We start from the raw sequence: 22,384 nt of genomic DNA, 5'->3' as shown, positions 1-22,384 counted from the left end.
GGGGAAGAAGCGGCGAAGTGTAGCACGGATCCTTCATACATCATGTGAAAACGACGAGACGGCGCGTGAAAACGACAGGGCGACGATAGGGTCGCCCTGTCTGGTGGTGAGTTTAATTATTGGGCGTTGGAATCGCTGTGCCCCATTGCCGCCACTCTTTGGGCTCTTCGTTCCTCAGCAGGAAATGCTTTCCTTCCTGTGCTTTGGGGGCGAGTGGCGTACTGGGTGGCGTGGCAAACGCGATACCGCCGCGAATGAACTGCTGGAAGGTTCCACTCTTGATGACGCCGCCCGTCAGGCCGAATTCCAGGTTGTAACCCGAAGCCAGCCAGAAGACGGAATTGTCGCGCACCAGATGCTGATAGCGTTTGCTGATGCGTAACGACACGGCGATACGGTCGGAAAGCGTACCCAGCGACAGCCCCGTTACCGTACCGACTTCAATGCCGCGGAACAGCACCGGCGTACCAACCTGCAACGCGCCAGCTTCCGGTGCATCAACGCTGATATTCAAGCCGTCCTGATAGCGAGAATCAGAGATTGTGGCCTGTTGCAGTTCAAAATTTCGCGTTACGCTGCCGTTACCCGGTTCGACGTTAATATAAGGCTGGAATAGCGTCTCCAGATGATTTACACCGGCGGCGGAAATTTCTGGCGTGACGACGGAAAAACGCGTCCCGGAACGGGCGAAATTACGCACGTATTCAGGATAGAGGACAGCCTGCACCAGCACTTCATTACGCTGCTCGGACAGCTTCAGTGAATCCAACTGACCGATATCGATTCCCAGATAGCGGATCGGCATGCCCGGTGCGAGTTTGCTGGCATCGTAGGTGCGCAGAATGATGCGGCTCCCCACGGCGCGTGCCGACGTTTCGTTGTTATACAGGACGCGTTTGCCACCTTTAATTTCCGGTGCGCCCTCCAGATTATCAAAACTGATCGCCCCTTTAAGCGCCCGGTTCAGCGGAGAAGCCTGCACGGTCAGGCCTGACGTATTCAACTGCACACGGGCACCGCCTTCTGCCCAGAACACGCTGTTTTCCGTCAGTAGCTTGCGGTGTTCGGGACGAATATAAACGTCAACCTCAAAGGTATCCGCTTTCGGTCGCACCCGCATGATTTCGCCTACCTGAAATTTACGGTACAGCACGATGGAGCCGTCCTGAATATCCGGCAGGCTGTCGGTCACTAAGGTGAGAGTCGGGGACGGCGTGGCACCGCGAATGCCTTCTTCGGCTTTTTCGAGATCGCTGAACAGCGGGTAACGCGTCTGAACATCGCCTTTGCTGCCCGGTAAAACCTGAATACCACCGCTGACCCACTCTTGCACGCTGGCACCCAGCACCTGAATCCCATCCAGCCCCATCTTCACATTCACGCGGCTGTTTACGATGAATTTGCTGTCGCGGTGCAATAGCTGGCGATATCGTGGCTCGATCACCAAAAGAAAGCTGACACCTTGTTCGTCCAGCGTACGCTTGACGACCTGACCAACCTGCACGCCGTGCAGCAGCACGGGTTGGCCGCTATCAATGCCATAGCTTTGTGCTGCCGTGAGCTGAATAGAAAGCGCGCCGGGCTGGGTGAGCTGCTGCTGTCCGCTATCCAGTACCTCAAAATGCTGGCGCGGTTCGCCTTCACCGGGGATGAGCGTCAGCGTTGGTCCGCTCAGCAGACGTGAAACATTCAGGTCACTGAGTGAAAGCTGGGGCTTGCTGAGTTCGATACGCGTGCCTTCCCGCATCAGAGAAACGACGGAAGGATCGATGATGAGCTCTCCGCTGACCTTGCCGTTGTCTGGGTTCAACGTGATTTTATTGAGCGTGCCGACTTCCAATCCCTGATACATCAGCGGGGTGCGCCCTTCGGATAGGCTGTCGCCGGAAGGCAAATCCAGCGTGATTTTCACACCGCGCTGGCTTTGTGCCAGATCGGGATAGAGGCGATAGGATTGTTCGGCACCCGCATTCTCGCTCTCTTCCGGCGAATCGAACGCGATTGCGCCATTAACCAGCGCCGCCAGATTCTCCATCTCAATTTTTGCACCGCTGACGCTAATGTCCGCATTAAAGCCAGACACATTCCAGAAGCGGCTATTTTTCTTCACCAGATGGGTAAAGCGACGTTCGACCAGCACGTCAATCATCACACCGTGGCTATCCTGGGAAACGGTGTAATCGTAGACTTTCCCCACCGGGATTTTACGGTAGTAAACCAGCGAACCGGTATTCAGTGAGCCGAGATCGTCGGCATGGAGATGAATCAGCAGTTCCCCGGTATTCACGCGGTACTTGGGCTGCGTATCCAGCGCGGAAAAGTGCTCTTGCGGATCGCCGGAGCCGGGCATCATGCCGATGTAGTTACCGCCCACCAGCGCATCCAGCCCTGACACCCCAGCGAGAGACGCTTTCGGGGTAACCAGCCAGAACTGCGTGCCGCTGCGCAACGCTTCCTTCATATCGCTTTTGATACTGGCTTCGACCTGAATAGTACGCAGGTCTTCACTCAGCTTGATATTTTGCACGGTGCCGACTTCGACCCCCTGATAGCGCACGGGGGTACGCCCAGCGACAATACCGTCAGCAGAGACAAAATCGATGGTTACCGTTGCGCCGCGCTCCTGCTGATTGGTGTAAATCAGCCAGCCGGCAATCATTAACGCAATCAGCGGCAGCAGCCAAAACGGCGACAGGCGACGCTTGTTCTTCACGGTAGCTTCAGTTGGTGTCCCAGGCGTATTATCTTGCATTGTTATTCCACATCAGTGTTATCCCACATCAGTCGGCTATCCAGCCATTCAACGGCAAGGATAGTGAGAATCACCGCTGCGCCAAAGTAAAAAGCAGCAGGCCCCATGGTGAAAGCGAGTAATTGATCGCGGTTGACGAGCGACATCGTCAGTGCAATCACAAATAAATCGAGCATGGACCAGCGACCGATCCAGCGGATAACGCGCAGCATCTTCATGCGCATCATTATGTTGCCTTCTGAGCGAAGATGGATACTCACCAGCAGCCCGAACAGCACAATAACCTTAGTAAACGGCACCAGAATACTGGCGATAAAGACCACCAGCGCGATCGGAACATTGCCTGACGCAAGCGAAAGAATACCGGAAAAAATCGTGTCCTCCGTACGCGCACCGTTCACATAAATAATTGATATGGGCAACAGGTTAGCGGGGAGCAGTAAAATTATAGAAGCAATGAGCGCAGCCCAGGATTTTTGCAGGCTTTGCCGCTGGCGCAAGCGAAGCGGAATATGGCACCGGGGGCAACGACCCCGATTGTCGGGCGAACTGGTGAAGTGGCAGGAAAGACAGATTCGATAGCGATCGGGCGCAATCAACGGCCTCATGCGCGGATAAAACCGCTGCCAAAGCTGGTCGGTATTTAAGTGAATCAGCGTCAACAGGCTTAAGGTCATCAGTGCCAGAAAGGCGACCAGTCCGATTCCCGCCTGAACATCCGCAAATTCACGGACTTTGATTGCGGCAACGGCCATGCCGACCAGATAGATATCCAGCATCATCCATTCTTTTAGCCGTTGCAACATGAGGAGGATGGGCCGCAGATTCATCCCGATCCGGGGAGCAAAGAACAGATATAACAGAGAAAAAACCAGCGTGAGCGGGGCACCAACGGTACAGAAGGCGACCATACTTGCCGTGAGCGGGTGCCCTTGACGGGTGATTTGCCAAATGCCTTCAAACAGGCTGGCATTGATGGTGACGCCCAGCAGCCGAATACTGATCAACGGCTCAGTGAAGGCGAACGGCATCAGTACCAGCATGGCGACGGCCATCGCAGCAAGACGAGAAATATTCCAATCCCGGCCTGAGCTGACTTGGGCATCGCAGCGTGGACAATTCGCCGTCTGAGTTCGTTTCAATTGCGGCAGCGCAAAAAAGGCATCGCATTCAGGGCAGCGGTGATAGCGATCGATCGCAGGTACGGCACTTTTCGCCCCCTCGGTTAACGGCGGCCGGGGAGATGGAAACGGCGCAGGGCTGGTTATACTCTGTATTTTCATCTTTCCTGCGATCCGATAGAAGGTGTTAAGTCCCGTTATATTCACGATAGATAACGTATTCACAGCTATTTAGTGTAACTGAAGGCTCACTGAATGATAAATTCATAATAAGGCTCTGATCTCTGCCCGATATTATTTTACAGGTGGAAATAGCATGATATGCACGACAGCGGTACAGTAAAGTGGATGATTCTTCGCGCGAAGGCGCTAATCTTATGGCATTCTGTAACCGATGCTAATGCAGTCTGTGTGGAAACGGTTCGCACTGTTTTGAAAAGACAACGATATACTTTATGAATAAGCCAGTATGAACAAACAAGAATTTTATCAGGATCTCATTCGCGACATGTCATCGCTTATCGCGGATGAAAACCGTTTTATTACGATTTTATCAAACAGTAGTGCGCTGCTGTTTGAGCGTTTGGATGGTGTTAACTGGGCAGGGTTTTACCTGTTGGATAACGACACGCTTTTCCTGGGACCGTTTCAGGGCAAGGTTGCTTGTGTGCGTATTCCGGTTGGCAAAGGTGTATGCGGTGCGGCGATAGCTGAAAATCGCATTCAGCGCGTGGATGATGTCCATGCGTTCCCTGGTCATATCGCCTGTGATGCCGCGAGTAATGCTGAAATTGTGCTACCGCTTGTCGTTAACGGGCAACCGATTGGCGTTCTGGATATTGACAGCACCCTTTATCAGCGTTTTGACGCAGATGATGAAGAAGGGCTGAAGGCCGTGGTGAGCGTACTTTGTGCTCAACTGGAAGCGAGTGATGTGATGACATTCATCAATTCTCTCACGTTGAGACAAGGTTAACGTGGCAATTGCCGATGGCGTCATTATAATGACGCCTGTTCATGCCTGCGCCGGTTGGCAAACCCGTTGTAATCAGGAAATTTCATGGAAAATCAACCTAAGTTGAACAGTAGTAAAGAAGTCATTGCCTTTTTGGCAGAGCGGTTCCCGCTTTGTTTCACCACTGAAGGTGAAACTCGTCCGTTAAAGATCGGGATTTTTCAGGATCTTGTTGAGCGTGTTCCGGAGTCCGATAACGTCAGTAAGACGCAATTACGCTCTGCGCTGCGTCTTTACACCTCAAGCTGGCGGTATCTGTACGGTGTAAAATTGGGTGCCCAACGTGTGGATCTGGATGGTAACCCATGCGGTGAGTTGGAACAGCAGCATGTCGATCATGCTCGTAAGCAATTGGAAGAAGCGAAAGCGCGAGTTCAGGCTCAGCGTGCTGAGCAACAGGCGAAAAAACGTGAAGCAGCCGGAGAATCGGCAGAAGCAGCGCGTACTCCTCGTCCTGCTCAGAAACGTGCGCCGCGCCGTGATGCTTCAAACAATGCATCTCAGAACCGTGCATCTCAAAACCGTGCACCGCGTAATCCACGTCAGCCTTCTTCCGGCCAATCGCAGCCCTCTTCTCAGCAATCCGCGAATGCTCAATCTCGTCAGGCAAAACCTGCCAGCAATGAGCGTCAACGGGTCGCGGTTACGGATGTTTCCAAACTGCAAATCGGTCAGGAAATCAAAGTCAGAGCCGGCAAAGACGCCATGGATGCCACCGTGCTTGAAATTGCCAAAGGCGAAGTCAGAGTACAATTGGCTTCTGGACTGGCAATGATTGTACGCGCAGAACACTTGCAGTTCTGATACGGAGGCCAACCTGGGCATGAACAACTTAGTCAAAATAACCGCCATCGCAGGTTTACTGCTGGCGGGCTCTAGTTTTGCAAATGAAAACATTACGCGTGTTGAACAGATTCCTCAGCTACATCAGGAGCCTCAGCACGCTACCGTTAGCGACAGGGTGGCCTCACGTTTCCTGCGTTCGCACTATCGCCAGTTTATGCTGGATGCGCAGTTCTCTGAGAAAATTTTTAACCGCTACCTCAATATGCTGGACTACAGCCACAACGTGCTGTTGGCCTCTGATGTGGCACAATTTTCCGGGCAAAAAGCCCAGTTGGGCGACGCGCTGAAATCCGGTCAACTGGATGTTCCGTACGCGTTGTACAATTTGGCGCAGAAGCGTCGGTTTGAGCGTTTTCAATATGCACTGTCGCTGCTGGATAAACCAGTCGATCTGACGGGCAATGAGACGTTTGAACTCGATCGCAGCAAAGCCCCTTGGCCGCAGAACGTGGGTGAACTTAACCGCCTGTGGGATGCCAAGGTAAAATATGACTGGCTCAGCCTGAAGCTGACCGGTAAAGATGATAAAGACATCAAAGAGACGCTGACCAAGCGTTACCAGTTTGCGATTCGCCGTCTGGCGCAAAGCAACAGCGAAGATGTTTTCCAACTCGTCATGAACGCCTTTGCGCGTGAAATTGACCCGCATACCAGCTACCTGTCACCGCGTAACACCGAACAATTCAATACCGAAATGAGCCTGTCGCTCGAAGGGATTGGTGCGGTGTTACAGATGGATGACGACTACACCATGATTAATTCTATGGTGCCCGGTGGTCCGGCAGCGAAAAGCAAAAACATTACCGTCGGTGACCGCGTGGTTGGCGTAGGCCAAAGCGGTAAGCCAATGGTCGATGTTATCGGCTGGCGTCTGGATGATGTCGTTGCGCTGATTAAAGGGCCGAAAGGCAGTAAGGTGCGTCTGGAGATTCTGCCTGCTGGCAAGGGGACGAAAACTCGCATTGTCACGCTGACGCGTGAACGTATTCGCCTTGAAGACCGCGCGGTTAAAATGTCCGTCAAGACGGTCGGCAAGGATAAAGTCGGCGTGCTGGACATCCCCGGTTTCTATGTCGGCCTGACGGATGACGTGAAAGTTCAGCTCCAGAAGCTGGAAAAACAGAACGTCAGCAGCATTGTGATTGACTTACGTACTAACGGCGGCGGTGCGCTGACGGAAGCGGTAGGGCTTTCCGGTCTGTTTATCCCAGGCGGCCCTGTGGTTCAGGTGCGCGATAATAACGGCAAAGTGCGTGAAGACAGCGACACCGACGGCATTGTGTATTACAAAGGCCCGCTGGTGGTGCTGGTAGACCGCTTCAGTGCTTCCGCTTCCGAGATCTTCGCAGCGGCAATGCAGGATTATGGTCGTGCCTTGATCGTCGGTGAACCGACGTTTGGTAAAGGCACCGTACAGCAGTATCGCTCTCTGAATCGGATTTACGATCAGATGCTGCGTCCTGACTGGCCAGCGCTGGGTTCTGTGCAATATACGATTCAGAAGTTCTATCGTATTGACGGTGGCAGTACTCAGATGAAAGGCGTGACGCCTGACGTGATGATGCCAACCGGCACGGAAACGGTAGATACCGGTGAGAAGTTTGAAGATAACGCGCTACCGTGGGACAGCATCAAAGCGGCTAACTACACGAAGAGCGGCGATCTGAAGGCACTAATCAGCAAACTGAATGAACATCATCAGGAGCGTATCGCCAAAGATCCTGAGTTCCAGTATGTCGCGCAAGATATTGCTCGCTACAACGCGCTGAAGGATAAGCGCAACATCGTGTCGCTCAATCTTGCCCAGCGCGAGAAAGAGAATGACGATGATGAAGCGATGCGTCTGAAGCGGATTAACGATCGACTGGCGAGAGAAGGTAAAAAACCGCTCAAGTCGCTGGAAGATCTGCCGAAGGACTATCAGGCACCCGATCCTTATCTGGATGAAACGGTGAAAATTGCTAACGATTTGGCACAGGAACAGAAAGAGTAAAGAACAAATAGTAAGTCGCTAAAATCGTGCCGATAATTAAATGCCCTGTCTGGTTTATCCAACAGGGCGTTTTTTTAACTTACGTTGAGCGCTTTGGAATGAAAGCGCGGAGCTGTAGATGACGATTAACGAATCTTGGTTGGCGAGCAGCCAAAACGGGTTTTAAACCGTTCGGAAAAACGCGCCGAGGATTTATACCCGCAGGCTTCGGCCAGACGCTGCATACTCCATGATGTCGTCTGTACCAGCATCATCGCGTGTTGCATTCGCGTCTCCAGCAACAGCACTTCAAAGCGTGTCTGCTCGGCGGATAGCCTTCGACGCAGCGTAGCCTCACTCATCGCCAGCAGGCGACCCGCAAACTGTGCGGTCCAGTGTCGTTCTGGCTCTTCACTGATAAGCGCACGCAACTGTGCCGTAACGCCGGGCTGTGGCGGTGCGCCAAAACGATATCCCCGTTCCGACAGCGCCAGCAGCATATCCATTAGCCGCAGTTCGAGACGCGATTCATTCAGTGCGTTGCCCGTAATCCCCTCAACCAGATACTGCAATGTGTGGGTGAGATCGTCATCCAGCGTGAGGGTAGTGAAGGGACGCGGATGATGCGCAGGGGCTAATATTTCGGGGTAGCGTTGATAAAACCGCGCCAGAAGCGTGGATGAAAACGTCAGAAAGATCGACCGGAAAGCGGAGTCATGACCGCCGGGCGTTTTCGCCAGATCGGCGCTTGCGTCAGGCGTAATCAGACAAAGCTGAGATGGCGTGTCGACAACCGTCGTTTCGTTCTGTTCAAGAAGGGTTAACCGGCCAGAGAGAACCAGCAGAAGCGTGGCCTCATAAAAATGAAAACGCGTTGTCTGCTGTGGTGTGCGTAAGTGAGGCTGAGCTAGCGCACACAGGCCATACCGCTGTAGCGGCTGGCCTGATGGCAATCGCCAGTCCGCCTCTGCACTAAGAGGCGGGGCCGCGGGGCGTAAAGCGGTTACGCTCATGGCTGGCCATTCTTATAACGAGGCATGATCATAACGTATTACTATCACAATAATTTATTATCACAACAATGCGGGATTCAGCGTATACAGCCCAGTGAGTGTCGCTTCAGCCAGTACTGGCGCGTTAGCTAGCGCAGCGCGGACATTCGCTCCGTTAAGTTCACCTTCTATCGTTAAAGTCGGCGTCGCGAGAGCGTAAAGTGTGAAGATGTAATGATGGACGATCGCATCGTTCCACGGTGGGCAAGGACCATCATAACCATAGTAGGTGCCTTTCATCTGTTCGTCCGTGGCGAACCAGCCCGTGTAATCATTGATGCCGTGTCGGAGTCCGGTCGGTGCATTCGGGCCTGCTTTCCCACGCGGTGTGATGCCAGTGGAATGCGAGGCGGCAGGAATTTCATTGATGCTGGCTGGAATGTCCAGCAATAGCCAATGGTAGAAATCGACACGCGGCAGAGAAGCGCTAACCTCGCGGCCTTCCTGATTCACATCGTCACCGCGGCTGGGTACATCTGGGTCGTGGCAGATCAATACGAAAGACTGTGTTCCTTCGGGCGCGCCGTGCCAGGCAAGGTGGGGGTTGTGGTTAGAAGATAGCGCAATGTGGCTAGTTGCATCGGGTACGGCAAACGCAAATTCGCCTGGGATAGTGTCGCCGTCCTGAAAACTGTGGCTGGAGAGTTGCAGCATGGTGGTGCTCCTTATCGTGATTCCAGTGGGTGTGGAATCATTATAGAAGAAGCGGAGCGTAATTATTTTCCTAATACCGTCAGGATAATGCTTTTGGCTGTCAATTTGAGGGCTTGAGAGGCAGTAAGGCAGCCAGCGCTGCCGATAAATTTATCTGTGAAATTGAAACGGTGGTAATGGAATAGAAGAGTAAAGCGTTTGCGCCATGGATGGCGCAATCCGAGCGTACAGGGAGGTATTCACAGCGTCTTTACGATCTATCCATTACCACCGCTCGACAGGTGATAATGGACGCTGTTGTGATTAATCGCGATTAACGACCCGCTTTTAGCTGCTGGAAGTAGGTTTCATACAGCGTGCTGGCGCTGCCAACGTCGTTCTGCCATTCGCCTTTCGCGATGGTTTCATCATCCGGGTACAGCGTTTTGTCCCCTGACACTTCCGGCGGCAGTAACTTTTTCGCCGCCAGGTTCGGCGTTGGATAACCGATCGTTTCCGCAACCTGTGCCGCGACTTCCGGGCGTAGCAGGAAGTCGATCAGCTTCATCGCACCGTCAACGTTTTTGGCATTAGCCGGAATCGCCAGACTGTCCATCCAGAAGATGCCGCCTTCTTTGGGCCAGATGACATCCAGCGGAGTTCCTGCCTGACGCGCCACGTAGGCAGAACCATTCCACACCATACCCAGATTGACTTCACCTTCGATGAACGGGTTGCCGGGGTTGTCTGAGTTGAACGTCAGCACGTTCGGCATCAGAGCTTGCAGTTCTTTATAGGCCGCTTCAATCTCTTTGGGATCGGTGGTATTTGCGGAATAACCCAGTTTACGCAAGGCGATTTGGAACACCTCACGTGCGTCATCGGTCAGCAGCAGGCTGTTTTTGTACTTTGTATCCCACAGGTCAGCCCAACTGGTGACGCTGGCAGGGTCAATCATTTCATGATTAATACCAATCGCCGTGGCACCCCAGATATAAGGAATGGAGTAATCGTTGTTTGGATCGAAAGATTTGTGCAGCAGATTCGGATCGAGATTATGGAAGTTGCTGAGCTTGCTGGTATCAATCTTTTGCAGCATACCTTCTTTGCTCATCTTAGAGATGAAATACGTTGAAGGCACGACCAAATCGTAAGCGCCATCCTTATAGGTCTTCAGCTTGGCATACATACTCTCATTGGATTCATAGGTGGAGTAAATCACCTTGATGCCCGTTTCTTTCGTGAATTGTTCCAACAGTCCCGGCGGCACGTATTCGGTCCAGTTATAGAAATAGAGTGTTTTGCTGTCGCTGGCATTGGCGGTGCTAATGCCGAACGCCATCGCGCAGGCTGCCAGTAGGTGTGGCCACTTTTTCATTATGTTTACCTCCTTACAGGTCCCAAAGGAAATATCTGCTGATATCAGCAGATATGAAAAAACGATATTTATCGTGCTTGCTGCTACCTTACTTTCCGGTGCGGTCGCGTAAAATCAGCTGGCTACTGAGCACCAGCACCAGCGACAGAATGAGCAAAATCGTTGCCAGCGCGTTGACTTCCGGGGAAACGCCGACCTTCACCATCGAGTAAATCTTCAACGGCAGAATCTCATACGCAGGCCCGGTGACAAACGAGGACACCACCACGTCATCCATCGACAGCGTAAAGCTGAGCAGCCAACTGGCGGCTACTGCCGGCATGGCCAGCGGCAGAATGATTTTGCGTAGAATAATCACTTCGCTGGCACCTAAATCGCGTGCGGCTTCCAACATTCGCACGTCAAAGCCTTTCAGGCGCGAATAGACTGTCACTACCACAAACGGCAGGCAGAACGTGATATGGGAAAACAGCAGTGACCAGAACCCGAGCGAGATGCCCAGCAGCATAAAGAGCACCAGCAGCGAAATCGCCATCACGATATCCGGCGACATCATCACCACGAACAGCATGCCGCCGACAAAAGGTTTACCGCGAAAGCGGTAGCGATACAGTGCCACCGCCGTCAGGGAGCCAATCAACGTGGCGAACGTCGCCGAGAAAACGGCCATCGTCAGTGAGTGCTGCGCGGCCTGGAGCAGGCTGTCGTTGTTGATCAGCAGCCGATACCAGTCCAGCGTAAATCCCTGCCAGTTGATGCCGAAACGCGCCTGATTAAACGAATTCACGATCAGAATGATGATCGGGATGTACAGGTAAGCGTAAATGATGGACATAAATCCACCGCGGATTAAGCGTCCGGTCATTCCAGCTCTCCCTTTTTATTCAGCAGGCGGGCCGTGCGGTAGTAAATAAACAGCAGCACGCCCATGACCAGTGTCAGGCAGATGCTGGTGGCCGCACCAAACGGCCAGTCGCGGATATTAAGGAACTGGCTTTTAATGACGTTACCGATCAGCAAATTCTTGGCGCCGCCCATCAGATCGGCAACGAAGAACAATCCCATGGCTGGCAGCAGCACCAGCAGGCAGCCGGCAATAATCCCCGGCATGGTCAGCGGGATCACCACGCGAATGAAGGTTTGCCATTTATTGGCCCCCAGATCGCGGGCGGCCTCAAGGTAGGATTTATCGAGCTTCTCAATGCTGGAGTAGAGCGGTAGCACCATGAACGGCAGCAGGATATAAATCAGGCCGAGAATCACTGCTTCGGAGGTGTACATAATCCGCAGCGGCGTATCGATAAGACCCGTCCAGAGCAGAAATTCATTCAGATGACCGCGTGTACTCAGAAAGATTTTCAGCCCGTAAATGCGGATCAGCGAGTTGGTCCAAAACGGCACAATCAGCAGAAACAGCATCAGTGGCTGAATTTTTTTCGGTAAGCGCGCCAGAATAAAAGCAAACGGATAGCCCAGCAGCAGACAGCAAAGCGTGGCGATAACCGCCATGTTCAGCGAATGCAGCAGCACAGAGGCATAAAGCGGATCGGCCAGTCGCGTATAGTTTTCCAGCGTAAAGACCAGGCTGACGAAATGGGTGTCATCGCGCGTCAGAAAACTGGTTCCGATAATCATCAGGTTGGGCAGGAAAACAAACAGCACCAGCCAGGCAACGATGAGTGTGATAATGATATTTTGAAAGCGTTTACGCGACGTCTTCATCGTGCAGGACTACCTCCCAACTTTCCACCCAGGTGACGTCTACTTTCTGGTTGAGTGAATGGTCGAAGTCGGGATCGTCTTCGTTAAAGAACTCGCTGACCATGACCATCTTGCCGTTTTCCAGCTCAATGTTGGATTCCAGCGTCATGCCTTTATAGTTGCGCTCGCGCACATAGCCCACCATGCCTTCCGCCTGCATGCCGTCGCCCAGCTCTTCGACGCGTAAATCTTCCGGCCGCAGCAGTACGTTAAGATGTTGGCCGACGGTGACCGGAAAGCTGACGGTGATAACGCATTCATGGCCTTCAACCTGAGCGCGTACCCGCTGTTCGTCCAACTGCTCCAGCACTACGGCATCAAAGATATTGATTTCACCGATAAAGCTGGCGACGAACAGATTTTTCGGCTCTTCGTAGATTTCACGCGGCGTGCCATCTTGCTCGATGCGTCCATCGCGCATCACGACGATGCGGTCAGACATGGTCAGTGCTTCTTCCTGATCGTGCGTGACGAAAATAAAGGTGATACCCAACTTACGTTGCAGTGCCTTCAGTTCATTCTGCATCTGCTTACGCAGCTTATAATCGAGCGCGGACAGGGATTCATCCAGCAACAGAACTTTCGGCTGATTGACGACGGCGCGGGCGATGGCAACGCGCTGCTGCTGGCCGCCGGACAGCTGGTGTGGGCGACGCTGTGCCAGCTCCTCTAACTGCACCATTTTTAGCGCGTCAATCACGCGTGGCGCAATCTCCGCGGCAGGCGTTTTCTGCATGCGCAGGCCGAATGCCACGTTTTCAAACACGCTGAGATGAGGAAACAGGGCGTAACTTTGAAATACGGTATTAACGTGTCGTTGCTCGGCGGGCTGGTGGGTGATGTCTTGCTTTTCCAGCATGACGTTGCCGCTATCGACCGTTTCCAGACCGGCAATCAGACGTAGTACGGTGGTTTTGCCGCAGCCGGATGGCCCGAGGATCGTCAGAAACTCACCGTTATTAATGGTGAGATTAAAATGTGAAATGATGTCTTTGCCATCAAAGCCTTTATGGACGTTGAGCAATTCAACGACCGGCACAGTCAGGGAGTTTTCTTTCATTAAGGTCTAGCTCTATGTCCTGATTTGGCCGATTAACGGTATGTCCGTTGCGATCGTACCAAGGGTTATCACCTTTCAGCCAGCGTGCGCAGTTAAGGGCGGCATTTTACGGGAAACGCTGCCTGACGCCAACTTGTGTGACCCACTTACTGCGGATTGATGGCGATTAAGCTAATGAATGAGGGAGTTTGTTTCCTGATTGTTACCTGATTTGGGCATTCTTCGTGACGTGGTCGCCGCTTTTTGGCCTGAATTCTGGTCTGCTGGTTTGTTAAATCGGAAAAAAACTGACCTGACGCAATATTTACCGTGGTAGCCCTATCCATAATGCCTTTCAGGGTTCAGGGGGCATAAATAAGATGGATAAATTACTCGACAGATTTTTGAATTACGTTTCGTTTGATACACAGTCTAAGTCCGGCGTTCGGCAGGTGCCGAGCACCGACGGTCAGTTGAAACTGGCGCGTGCGTTGCAGCAGGAACTGCTCGAACTGGGGTTTGAGCAAGTCGCGCTGAGCAAGCAGGGCTGCCTGATGGCGACGCTCCCTGCAAACGTTGCCTGGCCCGTTCCGGCCATCGGCTTTATTTCACATATGGATACGTCACCGGACTTTAGCGGCAAGAATGTTAATCCGCAGATTCTGGAAAACTACCGCGGCGGCGATATTGCCTTGGGCGTAGGGGATGAAGTGCTGTCACCCGTGATGTTCCCGGTGTTACACCAATTACTGGGGCACACGCTGATTACCACAGACGGCAAAACGCTGCTGGGGGCGGATGATAAAGCGGGGATCGCGGAAATTATTACCGCGCTGGTGCGTCTGAAGGCAAGCCAGTTACCGCACGGCGATATTCGTATTGCCTTTACGCCGGATGAAGAAATTGGCAAGGGCGCGCAATTTTTTGATGTCAAAGCGTTTAACGCACAGTGGGCCTATACCGTGGACGGCGGTGGTGTCGGCGAGTTGGAGTATGAGAATTTTAATGCCGCATCGGTTCAGGTGAAAATTGTAGGTAACAATGTGCATCCCGGCAGCGCCAAAGGCGTGATGGTGAATGCGCTGACGTTGGCTTCTCGCTATCACCAGCAGGTGCCAGAGAGTCAATCGCCGGAGCAGACGGACGGCTATCAGGGGTTCTATCATCTTCACACCATGAAAGGCTCTGTGGAGCGCGCAGACTTGCATTACATCGTCCGCGATTTTGACCGCAACGGCTTTGAACAGCGTAAACAGACGATGCTGGATATTGCGGAAAAGGTCGGCGCGGGGCTGCACCCGGATTGCTACATTGAAGTCACGATTACCGATACCTATTACAACATGCGTGAGCAGGTTGAGCAGCATCCGCACATTATTGCGTTGGCGCAGCAGGCGATGCGGGATTGTGACATTGAGCCGAATATGAAGCCGATTCGCGGCGGCACCGACGGCGCACACCTGTCATTTCAAGGGCTACCGTGCCCGAATCTGTTTACCGGCGGCTACAACTATCATGGCAAACATGAATTTGTCACGCTGGAAGGCATGGAAAAAGCGGTGTCTGTGATTATGCGCATTGCCGAACTGACGGCGCTGCGCGCGAAGCCGTAAGCGTTAGCATTTTGCAGAGATAAAGAAGGCGGGACATTCCCGCCTTCTCTTTGTACAACCCCGTATCCAAGATGGGTCTTAATCCGCGAAGTACCAGTAACCGCTGTTAATCAGAACGGTAAGCTGTGCGAGGAAAGAAGGATCTTCCAGCGCGTCGCCCAGCAGTTCTGCACCAATAGCAGGATGTTCAGCCAGCGCAAACAGCGCAGCTTTGTGCGTACTGTTCACTTTTTCCCCGTTAACGAAGCAGCTATCGCCAACGCAGATGACCCGCAGGCCGCCTAAACGACGCAGTGGTTCACCCTGTTGCAGATATTCATACACTTCGCCTGCCTGATAAGGTGGCTCCGGCGGTGAGAGATCGAGCTCGTGTCGGGACTGGGAAATAAATTCGCCAAACCAGTTCTGGAAATGCTCAGGCTGCTGCACCAGCTCCAGCATCATTTTTTGCAGCGCATCCAGCTCTTGCGGCAGTACGCTGGCGATATGATCGCGGGATGGAACATCAGGGTCGCTGTAGCGATAGCTGCCGAGTTCACGGGAAAGGACATAATCCGCAAAGCCGCTGACTAGCTCGCGAGCATTCGGCGCACGGAAACCCACCGAGTAGTTCAGCGAGTTTTCCAGCGAATAGCCTTCGTGCGGGAAACCCGGTGGAATATAGATGATATCGCCCGGTTCCAGCTCCTCATCAATAATGGCGTCAAACGGATCGACCTGAAGCAGGTCAGGATGCGGACAGTGCTGCTTCATCGGTATTTTTTCACCGATGCGCCAGCGGCGGCGTCCCGTTCCCTGAATAATGAAAACATCATACTGATCCAGATGTGGCCCTACGCCGCCGCCGGGAACGGAAAATGAAATCATCAAATCATCGGTGCGCCAGTCCGGCAGTTGTCGAAAGGGCTGCATCAAGGCAGAAGAGGGCTCATGCCAGTGATCGACAGCCTGCACCAACAGCGACCAGTTACTTTCCCCCAGATGATCGTAGCTCTCGAAGGGACCGTGGCTTACCTGCCAGCGTCCGTTCTGATGGCTGACCAGACGGCTATCTACCTCGCTTTCTAACGCCAGACCGGCGAGTTCGTCGGGTGAAATCGGGTCGATAAAATGCGTGAAGCCGCCTTTAATCAGGAGTGGACGTTTTTGCCAGTAGTTCGCTAAAAAATCCTGCCAGTCGAGATTGAGCTGATAGTCCATACTGTTTTCCAGAAACTTGTTTTTTTGAGGAAATGACTGTTCTTGAAGATATGATTTTCCGTGAAATAATCAGTATTTTAAAACAATCAGTATTTTGGCGATAAGTATAGCGGAAGCATCGCGCGCTGTACTGTCTTTCACCCCTCATTCTGGCTCAGGTTCTGGCGGGAGAAAATAGCTTCGACTCGGGCACCGCCCAGTGCGCTGTCGCTGATGAGGATCTCCCCCTGATACTGTTCGATAATTTCGACCGCAACGGCAAGGCCGATACCTTGTCCGGGACGCATACGGTCGGCACGTTGACCACGCAGGAAAATCATTTCGCGCTTGCTTTCGTGGATGCCGGGGCCATCGTCATCAACAATCAGATGTAACTTGTGATCGGAGTATTGCACGCTAATTTCGACAAATTCCAGACAGTACTTACAGGCGTTATCAAGAATATTGCCCAGTACTTCCATGAAATCATTTTTCTCACCGACGAAGGTCAGCTCGGGTGGAATATCGAGCGTCAACACCACGCCCTTGCGCTGATATACCTTATTTAACGCGGAACACAGGCCATCCAGCAGTGCCGGAACCGAATGTACTTCACGTATCAGCAGATTATGTTCAGAGCGCACGCTGGCCCGATGCAGGTAATAGCCAATCTGCTGCGAGATGCGGCTGATCTGCGACAGCATAATAGGTTCAGCCTGATCGATAGTGATTTCTTTGCCGGTTCGCAACGCACGTAACGTGGTCTGTAAAACCGCCAGCGGTGTTTTCAAACTGTGGGTAAGGTCAGTCAGCGTTGTACGGTACTTGTGGTAGCGCTGACGTTCGTTATTCAGCAGGATATTCAGGTTTTTCACCAGACTGAACAACTCGCGCGGCGGATTTTCGTCCAACTGATCGCGTGTGCCTTTTTCCAGCTCGGCGATCTGTTTTACCAGATGCTGAATAGGGCGCAGACTCCAGTGAGCGCCTAGCCAAAGCAGGGGAAGCACCAGCAGAAGGTTGGCGATCAACACATAGCTGAACCATTCCCACACCACGTCTTCCTGCTGGAGTTCCTGCGGGATGCGGTCAACCACGACAATGGTGATGGAAGGGAGATGTTCGGTCTTGGGGTAAACGTTCACGGCGATGGAGTGCGTTAACGCATTGCTGTGCGCCCCGTTCAGCGCTCGCAGGCTGCTCAGCAGTAAGGTATTGCCCGTTAATACCGCGCTGCTGGTATCGGTGTCGGTATCCAGCTCGTGATAGGCCGTCTTGCTTAACCATTCTGGATTGATTAGCGCTTCCAGCTCGGGAACGTGTTTTTCGCGCCAGAGCATGTTGCCATGTTCGTCGTATATCAACACCAGCGTGGGGAAATTGATATCAACGTCGGGGGGCGTGACGATATTCAGCTGGTTATCGCGCCACTGCGCAAGGCTGTAGTAGAGGTTACTTTCGCCGCGCAGCAAACGGAATGAGGTTTTATCAAAGTTGACGCTGTAACCGATAATGGCGACGACGCCATAGGCGAGCGACAGCGCTAGTACGATGGCTGCTGTCGCGAGTAAAAAACGAATACGAAGCGAGAAGGGCAGCTTCTTATCGCTCATGCTGAGCCTGAAGGGGTATCATCAATATCAAAGCGATATCCTTGTCCGCGCACGGTAGTGATCACATCCGGCGCTTCTGCCTGCTGAATTTTCTTACGCAGCCGTCCCATCAATACGTCGATGGTATGGCTTTCCCGCAGTTCTGCATCGGGGTACAGCTGCAACATCAGCGACTCTTTGCTGACGACTTTGCCTTTATTGCGAATCAACGTCTCGATAATCGTGTATTCAAACGCGGTGAGCTTGATCGGGCTGCTGTGGATCATCAGCTCGCGGCGCGATAAGTCGATCTCAAAAGGCGGCAGGCTGATGATTTGCGATGCCAGCCCGCTGTTGCGCCGCATCAGCGCCTGCAAGCGCGCCACAACTTCTTCCATATGGAACGGCTTGGTTACGTAGTCGTCCGCACCTGCCCCCAGCACCGCAACTTTGTCCTGCCAGCCTTCACGGGCGGTCAGCACCAAAATCGGGAGTTTCACCTGATGGGCACGCCAGCGACGGATCATGCTCATGCCGTCTTCATCGGGTAGCCCGAGGTCGACAATGGCGATATCCGGCATATTTTCATGCAGAAAATAATCTGCTTCTTTGGCGTCAGACGCTGCGTCAACCTGATGCCCCATTTCGTTCATCTGAACGGTTAAATGGTGGCGCAATAATACATTATCTTCAACGACCAGAATTCGCATCGCTATATCCTCTGTCGAATAGATAGGGGGCATATTTATTAACATACCTTGATGTGCCCTATCTTTCATGTATGTCGCTTCCGCGTATCAACATTATACGCAGAGAACGTTATTTATTTTATTTGTTAAATTATCCACAGGGAGAATAAACCGGGTATAAACAGGCTGGAAATGGTCATACTCGTCATACTTCGAGTTGCATGTGTGTTGGCTACGTTCAGTCACCCGAATCACTTACTTGAGTAAGCTCATCGGGATTCCTTCGCTTGCCGCCTACCTGAAACTCGAATTATTTAGAGTATGGTTAATTAGAGATCTGGCGGGCAGAGCGCCCGCCAGAAAGGTCACGTTCGGGTTTGAGAACGGTTATTTCAGATCATCGACCATTGCGATAGCGCGGCCGATATAGTTGGCTGGCGTCATCGCCTTCAGGCGCGTTTTTTCCGCTTCTGGCAACGGCAGGCCATCGATAAATTCCTGAATGCCGGCAGCATCAACGCGTTTGCCACGCGTCAGCTCTTTCAGCTTCTCGTACGGCTTTTCAATGCCGTAGCGACGCATCACGGTTTGGATTGGCTCAGCCAACACTTCCCAGTTGTGATCCAGTTCGTCAGCCAGACGATCGCGGTTCACTTCCAGTTTGCTGATGCCTTTCATCGTGGCCTGATACGCAATCAGCGCATAGCCCACGCCGACGCCCAGATTACGTAGTACGGTAGAGTCAGTGAGGTCACGCTGCCAACGGGAAACCGGCAGCTTGCTAGCCAGATGCCCCAGAACGGCATTCGCCAGACCCAGATTGCCTTCCGAGTTTTCGAAGTCAATTGGGTTAACTTTATGCGGCATGGTGGAGGAACCGATTTCGCCAGCAATAGTCTTCTGCTTGAAGTGATTCAGGGCAATGTAGCCCCAAATATCACGGTCAAAGTCGATCAAAATCGTGTTGAAACGCGCGATGCAGTCAAACAGCTCGGCGATGTAATCGTGCGGTTCGATCTGCGTGGTGTACGGGTTCCAGTTGATACCCAGTGAGGTAACAAAACTTTCGCTGAACTGGTGCCAATCCACTTCCGGGTAGGCTGCCAGATGGGCGTTATAGTTACCGACAGCACCATTAATCTTGCCCAGAATCTCAACCTGTTGCAGCTGGCGATACTGGCGGTCCATACGGTAAGCCACGTTAGCAAACTCTTTACCGATAGTGGACGGCGTAGCGGGCTGGCCGTGTGTACGGGAAAGCAGCGGGATATCGCGGTATTCCTGTGCCAGCGTTTTCAGCGCATCAATGATTTGACGCCAGTGCGGCAGGATGACATCGCGGCGAGCGGTATCCAGCATCAGTGCATGAGACAGGTTGTTGATGTCTTCTGAAGTACAGGCGAAGTGGATGAATTCGTTGACGGCGTGCAGCGCCGGAATCGCAGCAACTTTCTCTTTCAGAAAGTACTCAACGGCTTTCACGTCGTGGTTGGTCGTACGCTCGATGGTTTTAATGCGCGCTGCATCTTCTTCACTGAATTCGGCGACAATTTTATCAAGGAAAGCGTTTGCGTCAGCGTCAAATGCAGGAACTTCCTGGATCTCTGCACAGGCTGCCAGTTTTTGCAGCCAACGTACTTCAACCTGCACACGGAATTTCAGCAAACCGAATTCGCTGAAAATAGTGCGCAACGTGCTGACTTTATCGCCGTAGCGTCCATCAATAGGGGAAACGGCGGTCAGTGAGGATAATTCCATCGCAAGCAACTCCTGAGATTGGTTTCAATAACGATTAATTTCAATAAAAACGATTAATTTCAGTAAGGACAAATAGTTTTAACAATAATCCATTTCGCGACGCTGGCGTTAATCACACCAGCGTCGCGCATCGCGGCAAGAATACCATCAATCGGCTGGGCAACGCGCCAATATCTGTTTTGCTTCTTTAACCAACTTGCCGCGCGAGAGCATCAGCTGTAAGCGTCCGCCGCCAATTTGCTGCCAGAGTACCGCAGAGCGGATACCGGCCAGCAGCGCCGCGCGCACTTTAGCCTGCACTTGGCTGTTTTTCAGCACTTCCGGTGAACCGGTAACCTGAATACGCGGCCCCAACGTACTGATGACATCCACGTAAATCGCCGCCAGCGCGCTCACAATCGTTTCGGAGAGCAGGTCAAAATGCTCCAGTTGGCGCTCCAACTGCCCGATGCGTTTGCCTAATTCGTCAAGCGCGGCAGACTTCGCATTCAGTTTGCGCTCTAACGCAATCAGGCTGAAAGCGTAGCGTGAGAGTTCCGCGCCCGCGCCTTTGTTACTGCTGGTATTCAGAATCCCTAACAGCGTTTCCAGCCCAACTTTCAGGTTTTGCTCGTCATTGCCGTAAACGGCCAACGTGGACGCCGGATTGAGATTCAAAACGCTGTTCAGCGAGGTATGCAGCACATCGTTATTACAGCTACCGGCATGGGCCAGTTGCTGGACTACATACGCCGATTGGCAAATGCCCGCTAACGCCAGCGTAATTTCATAATAGTTCTTAGCCACGGTTACTCCTGTAAGCGTTCTTCAATGATACCGCCGCCAAGGCAAACGTCGTCCAGATAAAAGACGGCGGATTGGCCCGGAGTCACGGCTGCAACAGGCTCATCAAAACGCACGGTAATGCGATCGTCGCCCAGTGGCGTGACGGTGCAGGGGATATCCGCCTGACGATAACGGGTTTTCACCGTACAACGTAATTCAGCGGTGAGCGGCTCACGATCGACCCAGTGTAACTGCTGTGCGATTAAACCGTACGACATCAGACGAGGGTGTTCGTGACCCTGCGCGACATACAGAATATTGTTGGCGACATCTTTATCTACCACGTACCAAGGGTCTTCGCCGCCGTCTTTGACGCCGCCAATACCCAGACCTTTGCGTTGTCCCAGCGTGTGGTACATCAGCCCTTGATGCTGGCCCATCGGTTTGTTGTCGTCGACGGACAGAATCGGACCCGGCTGTGCGGGCAGGTAGCGCGCCAGAAAATCGGTGAATTTGCGCTCACCGATGAAACAAATACCGGTCGAGTCTTTTTTCTTCGCGGTTGCCAGTTCCAGCTCTTCGGCAATTTTACGTACCTGCGGTTTTTCCAGCTCGCCGACCGGGAACAGGCTCTGTGCGATCTGTTCATGGCTTAGCGTATACAGAAAATAGCTCTGGTCTTTGTTGCCGTCCATGCCGCGTAGCAAACGGCTCTTGCCGTCAACGTCGTGACGACGGACATAGTGGCCTGTCGCGATGTAGTCTGCCCCGAGATCCTCGGCGGCGAATTCCAGGAAGGCTTTGAATTTGATTTCTTTATTGCACAGGATATCAGGGTTGGGGGTACGGCCCGCTTTGTATTCTTCAAGGAAGAGTTCAAACACGTTGTCCCAATATTCAGCGGCAAAGTTGACGGTATGTAATTCGATACCCAGTTTGTCGCAAACGGCCTGCGCATCGGCAAGATCGGTGGCCGCTGAGCAATACTCTGTGTCGTCATCCTCTTCCCAGTTCTTCATGAACAGGCCTTCAACATGATAGCCCTGTTGCTGTAACAGGTAAGCGGAAACGGAGGAATCAACACCGCCGGACATACCGACAATCACTTTTTTCTGGCTGTTATCTGACATGGAAGTCTCACGAACTGAAATTTACTGACGCATTGATGCGAAAAACAAGCGGCATATTTTAGCATGTTGAGCCGAGGGCTGCATCGCTA

The 22,384-nt window shown here is 52.6% G+C and carries 18 protein-coding genes; 4 read left to right on the top strand and 14 right to left on the bottom strand.

Annotation, left to right across the window (positions count from 1 at the left end):
• Positions 1–112 precede the first annotated feature (112 nt).
• Positions 113–2,752 (bottom strand): PqiB family protein, encoded by a 2,640-nt coding sequence (locus Q3A88_RS00445; protein WP_317177209.1) that lies wholly within the window; start codon positions 2,750–2,752, stop codon positions 113–115.
• 2 nt (positions 2,753–2,754) lie between these two features.
• The gene (gene yebS / locus Q3A88_RS00440; protein WP_317177208.1) at positions 2,755–4,035 is read right to left on the bottom strand and encodes a membrane integrity lipid transport subunit YebS; all 1,281 of its coding nucleotides are present in this window, start codon (positions 4,033–4,035) and stop codon (positions 2,755–2,757) included.
• A 307-nt stretch (positions 4,036–4,342) separates the two neighbouring features.
• Between yebS and Q3A88_RS00435 the strand changes: the two genes are divergently transcribed.
• From Q3A88_RS00435 to prc, 3 genes are all read left to right on the top strand, one after another.
• Positions 4,343–4,849, top strand: coding sequence for a GAF domain-containing protein (locus Q3A88_RS00435; RefSeq protein WP_010275800.1), 507 nt, complete (start codon positions 4,343–4,345; stop codon positions 4,847–4,849).
• An 84-nt stretch (positions 4,850–4,933) separates the two neighbouring features.
• Complete coding sequence (proQ, locus tag Q3A88_RS00430; RefSeq protein ID WP_039554916.1) at positions 4,934–5,692, top strand: RNA chaperone ProQ; 759 nt, start codon at positions 4,934–4,936, stop codon at positions 5,690–5,692.
• A 19-nt stretch (positions 5,693–5,711) separates the two neighbouring features.
• On the top strand, positions 5,712–7,727 hold the full coding sequence (prc, locus tag Q3A88_RS00425) for a carboxy terminal-processing peptidase (RefSeq protein ID WP_010275794.1): 2,016 nt from the start codon (positions 5,712–5,714) through the stop codon (positions 7,725–7,727).
• Between the two features lie 125 nt (positions 7,728–7,852).
• Here the strand turns inward: prc and Q3A88_RS00420 are convergent, their stop codons facing one another.
• The 6 genes from Q3A88_RS00420 to potA all read right to left on the bottom strand — a co-directional run bounded on the left by Q3A88_RS00420 (position 7,853) and on the right by potA (position 13,590).
• Positions 7,853–8,719, bottom strand: a complete 867-nt coding sequence (locus Q3A88_RS00420) for a helix-turn-helix transcriptional regulator (RefSeq protein ID WP_040031986.1) — start codon at positions 8,717–8,719, stop codon at positions 7,853–7,855.
• Positions 8,720–8,779: 60 nt separating this feature from the next.
• On the bottom strand, positions 8,780–9,412 hold the full coding sequence (locus Q3A88_RS00415; protein ID WP_080752694.1) for a YbhB/YbcL family Raf kinase inhibitor-like protein: 633 nt from the start codon (positions 9,410–9,412) through the stop codon (positions 8,780–8,782).
• A gap of 313 nt (positions 9,413–9,725) precedes the next feature.
• Positions 9,726–10,769, bottom strand: coding sequence for a spermidine/putrescine ABC transporter substrate-binding protein PotD (potD, locus tag Q3A88_RS00410; protein ID WP_110162980.1), 1,044 nt, complete (start codon positions 10,767–10,769; stop codon positions 9,726–9,728).
• Positions 10,770–10,857: 88 nt separating this feature from the next.
• A complete protein-coding gene (gene potC / locus Q3A88_RS00405) occupies positions 10,858–11,634 on the bottom strand; it encodes a spermidine/putrescine ABC transporter permease PotC (protein ID WP_039277487.1) in 777 nt (258 codons plus the stop codon).
• On the bottom strand, positions 11,631–12,491 hold the full coding sequence (potB, locus tag Q3A88_RS00400) for a spermidine/putrescine ABC transporter permease PotB (RefSeq protein WP_317177207.1): 861 nt from the start codon (positions 12,489–12,491) through the stop codon (positions 11,631–11,633). Before potB ends, potC begins: the two co-directional genes overlap by 4 nt.
• Entirely contained in the window at positions 12,475–13,590 is a 1,116-nt protein-coding gene (gene potA, locus Q3A88_RS00395; RefSeq protein WP_233991070.1) for a spermidine/putrescine ABC transporter ATP-binding protein PotA, read from the bottom strand. The genes potB and potA overlap by 17 nt, the downstream gene beginning before the upstream one ends.
• 359 nt (positions 13,591–13,949) lie before the next feature.
• On the opposite strand from potA, the gene pepT reads away from it, so the two are divergent.
• Positions 13,950–15,182: a peptidase T gene (pepT, locus tag Q3A88_RS00390; RefSeq protein WP_040031989.1), complete on the top strand. Its 1,233-nt coding sequence runs from the start codon at positions 13,950–13,952 to the stop codon at positions 15,180–15,182.
• 78 nt (positions 15,183–15,260) lie between these two features.
• Here pepT and Q3A88_RS00385 read toward each other — a convergent pair whose 3' ends face one another.
• The 6 genes from Q3A88_RS00385 to mnmA all read right to left on the bottom strand — a co-directional run bounded on the left by Q3A88_RS00385 (position 15,261) and on the right by mnmA (position 22,295).
• A complete protein-coding gene (locus Q3A88_RS00385; protein ID WP_039549375.1) occupies positions 15,261–16,382 on the bottom strand; it encodes a cupin domain-containing protein in 1,122 nt (373 codons plus the stop codon).
• A gap of 137 nt (positions 16,383–16,519) precedes the next feature.
• On the bottom strand, positions 16,520–17,974 hold the full coding sequence (gene phoQ, locus Q3A88_RS00380) for a two-component system sensor histidine kinase PhoQ (RefSeq protein WP_010275763.1): 1,455 nt from the start codon (positions 17,972–17,974) through the stop codon (positions 16,520–16,522).
• Entirely contained in the window at positions 17,971–18,663 is a 693-nt protein-coding gene (phoP, locus tag Q3A88_RS00375; RefSeq protein ID WP_039469188.1) for a two-component system response regulator PhoP, read from the bottom strand. The genes phoQ and phoP overlap by 4 nt, the downstream gene beginning before the upstream one ends.
• 366 nt (positions 18,664–19,029) lie before the next feature.
• Entirely contained in the window at positions 19,030–20,400 is a 1,371-nt protein-coding gene (gene purB / locus Q3A88_RS00370; protein ID WP_233991071.1) for an adenylosuccinate lyase, read from the bottom strand.
• A gap of 147 nt (positions 20,401–20,547) precedes the next feature.
• A complete protein-coding gene (hflD, locus tag Q3A88_RS00365) occupies positions 20,548–21,186 on the bottom strand; it encodes a high frequency lysogenization protein HflD (RefSeq protein WP_233991072.1) in 639 nt (212 codons plus the stop codon).
• 2 nt (positions 21,187–21,188) lie between these two features.
• A complete protein-coding gene (gene mnmA, locus Q3A88_RS00360) occupies positions 21,189–22,295 on the bottom strand; it encodes a tRNA 2-thiouridine(34) synthase MnmA (RefSeq protein WP_014915248.1) in 1,107 nt (368 codons plus the stop codon).
• Positions 22,296–22,384 lie beyond the last annotated feature (89 nt).

The sequence above is a fragment of the Pectobacterium sp. HCp5_1 genome (assembly GCF_032905925.1).
Taxonomy (GTDB): Bacteria; Pseudomonadota; Gammaproteobacteria; order Enterobacterales; family Enterobacteriaceae; genus Pectobacterium; species Pectobacterium brasiliense_A.
This window is presented reverse-complemented; position numbering and strand designations above follow the sequence as displayed.

What these genes read in the sequence shown, in the direction of transcription:
- Q3A88_RS00385 (WP_039549375.1), bottom strand. Translation starts at nt 16,382, where the DNA reads ATGGACTATCAGCTCAATCTCGACTGGCAGGATTTTTTAGCGAACTAC.
- potC (WP_039277487.1), bottom strand. Translation starts at nt 11,634, where the DNA reads ATGACCGGACGCTTAATCCGCGGTGGATTTATGTCCATCATTTACGCT.
- purB (WP_233991071.1), bottom strand. Translation starts at nt 20,400, where the DNA reads ATGGAATTATCCTCACTGACCGCCGTTTCCCCTATTGATGGACGCTAC.
- Q3A88_RS00435 (WP_010275800.1), top strand. Translation starts at nt 4,343, where the DNA reads ATGAACAAACAAGAATTTTATCAGGATCTCATTCGCGACATGTCATCG.
- phoQ (WP_010275763.1), bottom strand. Translation starts at nt 17,974, where the DNA reads ATGAGCGATAAGAAGCTGCCCTTCTCGCTTCGTATTCGTTTTTTACTC.
- potD (WP_110162980.1), bottom strand. Translation starts at nt 10,769, where the DNA reads ATGAAAAAGTGGCCACACCTACTGGCAGCCTGCGCGATGGCGTTCGGC.
- Q3A88_RS00445 (WP_317177209.1), bottom strand. Translation starts at nt 2,752, where the DNA reads ATGCAAGATAATACGCCTGGGACACCAACTGAAGCTACCGTGAAGAAC.
- potA (WP_233991070.1), bottom strand. Translation starts at nt 13,590, where the DNA reads ATGAAAGAAAACTCCCTGACTGTGCCGGTCGTTGAATTGCTCAACGTC.
- Q3A88_RS00415 (WP_080752694.1), bottom strand. Translation starts at nt 9,412, where the DNA reads ATGCTGCAACTCTCCAGCCACAGTTTTCAGGACGGCGACACTATCCCA.
- proQ (WP_039554916.1), top strand. Translation starts at nt 4,934, where the DNA reads ATGGAAAATCAACCTAAGTTGAACAGTAGTAAAGAAGTCATTGCCTTT.
- prc (WP_010275794.1), top strand. Translation starts at nt 5,712, where the DNA reads ATGAACAACTTAGTCAAAATAACCGCCATCGCAGGTTTACTGCTGGCG.
- mnmA (WP_014915248.1), bottom strand. Translation starts at nt 22,295, where the DNA reads ATGTCAGATAACAGCCAGAAAAAAGTGATTGTCGGTATGTCCGGCGGT.
- Q3A88_RS00420 (WP_040031986.1), bottom strand. Translation starts at nt 8,719, where the DNA reads ATGAGCGTAACCGCTTTACGCCCCGCGGCCCCGCCTCTTAGTGCAGAG.
- phoP (WP_039469188.1), bottom strand. Translation starts at nt 18,663, where the DNA reads ATGCGAATTCTGGTCGTTGAAGATAATGTATTATTGCGCCACCATTTA.
- potB (WP_317177207.1), bottom strand. Translation starts at nt 12,491, where the DNA reads ATGAAGACGTCGCGTAAACGCTTTCAAAATATCATTATCACACTCATC.
- yebS (WP_317177208.1), bottom strand. Translation starts at nt 4,035, where the DNA reads ATGAAAATACAGAGTATAACCAGCCCTGCGCCGTTTCCATCTCCCCGG.
- pepT (WP_040031989.1), top strand. Translation starts at nt 13,950, where the DNA reads ATGGATAAATTACTCGACAGATTTTTGAATTACGTTTCGTTTGATACA.